The 3,816-nt window shown below is 64.6% G+C and carries 5 protein-coding genes; 3 read left to right on the top strand and 2 right to left on the bottom strand.

Annotation, left to right across the window (positions count from 1 at the left end; translation table 11 throughout):
• Nucleotides 1–299 (bottom strand): aminotransferase class III-fold pyridoxal phosphate-dependent enzyme (locus JHD07_RS15545; protein WP_291623711.1); only part of this gene is annotated, 299 nt, incomplete at its 3' end.
• A gap of 196 nt (nucleotides 300–495) precedes the next feature.
• Between JHD07_RS15545 and JHD07_RS15540 the strand changes: the two genes are divergently transcribed.
• The 3 genes from JHD07_RS15540 (at nucleotide 496) to JHD07_RS15530 (ending at nucleotide 2,947) form a co-directional block, all read left to right on the top strand.
• Complete coding sequence (locus JHD07_RS15540) at nucleotides 496–1,044, top strand: cupin domain-containing protein (protein ID WP_008561958.1); 549 nt, start codon at nucleotides 496–498, stop codon at nucleotides 1,042–1,044.
• 185 nt (nucleotides 1,045–1,229) lie between these two features.
• On the top strand, nucleotides 1,230–1,382 hold the full coding sequence (locus tag JHD07_RS15535) for a hypothetical protein (protein ID WP_291623680.1): 153 nt from the start codon (nucleotides 1,230–1,232) through the stop codon (nucleotides 1,380–1,382).
• Nucleotides 1,383–1,471: 89 nt separating this feature from the next.
• Nucleotides 1,472–2,947: a lysozyme inhibitor LprI family protein gene (locus JHD07_RS15530; RefSeq protein ID WP_291623679.1), complete on the top strand. Its 1,476-nt coding sequence runs from the start codon at nucleotides 1,472–1,474 to the stop codon at nucleotides 2,945–2,947.
• A 38-nt stretch (nucleotides 2,948–2,985) separates the two neighbouring features.
• Here the strand turns inward: JHD07_RS15530 and JHD07_RS15525 are convergent.
• The coding region (locus tag JHD07_RS15525; RefSeq protein ID WP_291623677.1) for a molybdopterin cofactor-binding domain-containing protein at nucleotides 2,986–3,816 on the bottom strand (831 nt) is incomplete at its 5' end.

Here is a 3,816-nt window from a genome sequence, read left to right as displayed (position 1 = left end):
GTAAAGAAGACCCGGTCGAGTTTTTCGTCTGGACCGCCCGGTGCGATCTCTGCCAGCCGCTCAGCAAAATCGAACGCCAGCGGATGGCCCATCTGGAAGGACGGCGCGAAATCCAGCGTCATCAGCTGGCGCTCGACCGCAGCAGCGATCTGCTTGCGGCCGTGGCCGGCGTTGACGCACCAGAGCCCGGCGGAGCCGTCGATCACCTTGCGGCCATCGACCGTCGTGTAGTGCATGCCCTCGGCCGAGGAGAACAGGCGCGGCGCCTTCTTGAACTGCCGGTTGGCCGTGAACGGCATCCAGAACGAGTCGGTCTTGATAGTGTTCGGAATCTGATGAAGGGTCACGGCCGCGCTCCTTTGCTGAAGCCATAGCAGAGCCACGGTTTGGAATGAGCAACAAGTCCTTTTCTGTTGCGCCGCAACCCATTGATTTCAATGAGGCCGCCGGTCCATATTTGCGCGATCCGCAACACCTGCAACACAGGATTTGGGCATGAGCGTCGACATCGGTGGACGGCTGCGATTCATCCGGGCGCGCCACAAGCTGTCGCAGCGCGAACTGGCCAAGCGCGCCGGCGTCACCAATTCGACGATCTCGCTGATCGAATCCAACCAGATGAACCCGTCGGTCGGGGCGCTCAAGCGCATCCTCGACGGCATCCCGATGGGGCTCGCGGAGTTCTTCGCGCTGGAGCCGGAAAGCCGGCGCAAGATCTTCTACCGCGCCGAAGAGCTGACTGAAGTCGGCAAGAAGCCGATTTCGTATCGGCAGATCGGCGACAATCTGTTCGGCCGCAGCCTGCAGATCCTGAAGGAGCGCTACGAGCCCGGCAGCGACACCGGACGCGTGCACCTCGTTCATGACGGCGAGGAAGGCGGCATCGTGATCTCGGGCAAGCTCGAGGTCACTGTCGAGGACGAGCGCCGCATCCTCAACCCCGGCGATGCCTATTATTTCGAGAGCCGCCGGCCGCATCGCTTCCGCTGCGTCGGCGGCAAGCCCTGCGAAGTGATCTCGGCCTGCACGCCGCCGACGTTCTGAAGCGAGATCGGCGCATCCGGACTCCTACGGAGTCACCGGTTTCGTACGGAGCTTGAGCCATCTCAATTTCTCCGGGCCGCACCGCTATATGGCCAGCCATAGCCGAACAGCCTGGCGCAAACGGCGCTGAGGTTATCCCCCGGCGTCCAGGCACGCCGGGGGCCGCGTCGTAACAGGGCTCGCAGATGAAGATCACGCTCGCCAATGCAGAAGCCGCGCTCAACGAAGTCCAGCGCGACGCCGACAAGCTCCTTTCGCACGAGCTTCGCAAGATCATCTCCGAATACATCGAGCTGCAACGAGAGCAGCTCAAGGCGCTCCGCAAGATGCTGAACTGAGCCATTACGGCCGCCCTCCATAACCGCTGAACCCCGATCAATCCGTCGGCGACAAAGGCAGGCACCATCGCGTTAACCAGGGGCCGCCCATGTTCGTTCGCCTCCGTATCGGGATCGTCATCGGAAGCCTTCTGTTCGCCACGACGTCCTCCCGCGCATTGGATGGCTACCTCCGTGCGGCCAGCAGTGCGCCGACGGCCATCACGCTGTGCGGCGAAGACGGCAACCAGATCAAGACCGCGGTCTGCAAGGAGAAGGGCTACGATCTTCTGGTCGCGGCGATCGACAGGGCCTTCGACGGGGCGCTTGCCCGAACGCCCGCCAATGTCCGCCCTCTGCTGAAGCGCGACGAGGCCTGGTTCAACGAAATGATCCTGCAGGCTGCCGGCACGGTGGAGGAGGTCGACGACGACGAATTGCGCGAGAGTTTCCTGACAACGCTGCGCCTGCGCGCAGTAGCGCTGGAAGGCATCGCAGCAGGGTTTGGTCGCAGCGGGTTGGCCGGCAAATGGAGCAATGCGTTCGGCAGCGTCATCCTCACGCCCGACGGCGACGACGCCTGGCACCTCGCCATCGACATGCGGGTCGACTACGGCAGCAACCGGCGCCGTCAATGCCAGTTGAGCACGGCGGTGACGCGTTCGGGCGGCTGGCTGAACGGGAAGATCGCCTCGACCATGACCAGGCCAGCCAAGCCGCCGGAGGTCAAGCTCCGACGCCAGGGCGAGACGCTTCGTGTCGTCATAACCGAGCGCGACGAGATGACAGGAGATCGCGAGGATTGCGATTATCTCTGGCAGATCACCGGCACCTACTTCGCGAACGGGAATGCGGAGACCACCGACAAGGCCGACACCTCCTTCGTCGCACCGACCTTCGACTGCACGCGTCCGGAAACGGCGACGGACGAGGAAATCTGCGCCGATCCCGACCTTGCCCAGAATGACCAGCGACTGAACCGCGCCTGGAAGGCGCTGCTGCCGCGGCTCGACGATGCCACGCGGCGCGCTCTGACGGAGGACCAGCGCAACTGGGTTCATGCCCAGGCCGTGGAATTCCCGGAATTCCTACATCCCGCCTGGGATAAGCGCAACTCGGAGATGCACGCCACGGCCGATGCGCGTGCCCATGTCGACGGCCTCCAGCGCGAGCGCATAGCCCTGCTCGAAGGCTTCGACGACAAACGCACCGGCCTTGCCGGCGTCTGGCTTGCCTACAACGCCATCATCAAGATCACCGTCGACAAGGACGGACGCCTCAAGGCAAAAGGCTGGAAGTGGGATCAGGGCGATTGGAAAGCCGGCTGCGACTACGACATGAGCGGAAAGGCCGTCAGTGGCGTCTTTCACTCCGACGAGCAGCGAAAGAACCCGGACACGCTGGAGCGCGATCACGCCATGCTGATCGTCAACCGGCTCGACGACGTTTTCTCCAAGAGTCGCTCCGGCAAGGACAGCGCTGACGAAGCAAAGTGCCGACGACGGCTCGACAGTTCCTCGACGGCACGGCTGTTTCCGGCCCGAGACTCGCCCGACATCGACAATTTCTCAGGCTCGATCCGCTGATCGGCACCGGGCACCCCGCCCGGCGCCGATCAAGCTTTTCAGAGCTGCGTCACCAGATCCTCGATCCTGATCGGAAAGCGGCGGACGCGCACGCCGGTCGCATGCCAGACCGCATTCGCGACCGCGCCGGCGCTGCCGGTGATGCCGATCTCGCCGACGCCCTTGATGCCGAGCGCATTCACATGCGGGTCGTGCTCCTCGACCGTGATCACGTCGAGGGGCGGCACATCGGCATTCACGGGGACATGATACTCGCCGAGATTGGCATTCATGATCCGGCCGGTGCGCCGGTCGGTGATGGCCTCCTCGTGCAGCGCGAACGACATGCCCCAGATCATGCCGCCGAACAGCTGGCTCTGCACCATGCGCGGGTTGACGATGCGCCCCGCCGCGAAGGCGCCGACCATGCGGGTGACGCGGACCTGGCCGAGATCGGGATCGACCTTCACCTCCGCGAACACCGCACCATGCGCATGCATCGCGTATTGCTCCATCGCAGCCGGATTCGGCGCGCCGGTGCCTCGCGCTTCGATCTCGGCGACGCCGGCGCGCGCGAGAATGTCTGCGTAGCTCTCGCCACGGCTCTCGTCGTCACGGCGGATCAGCCTGCCATCGCGCGCGATCACGCCGGCATTGCCGGCGCCGAAGAGCGGCGAGCGCTCGTCATTGGTGGCGAGATCGGCGAGCTTCGCGATCACGGCCGCACCGGCGCTGTGGATCGCAGCACCCGCGGTTGCCGTGTGTGCCGAGCCTCCGGCGATGCCGGCATCAGGCAGGTCGGACGTGCCGGACTTGAAGTCGACGCGGTCGATATCGAGCCCGAGTTCGTCGGCCACGATCTGGGCGAGCGCCGTCCAGGCGCCCTGCCC

The sequence above is a fragment of the Bradyrhizobium sp. genome (assembly GCF_016462955.1).
Classification (GTDB): Bacteria; Pseudomonadota; Alphaproteobacteria; order Rhizobiales; family Xanthobacteraceae; genus Bradyrhizobium.
The sequence above is the reverse complement of the archived record's forward strand: the minus strand, read 5'-3'. Positions and strand labels throughout refer to the sequence as shown.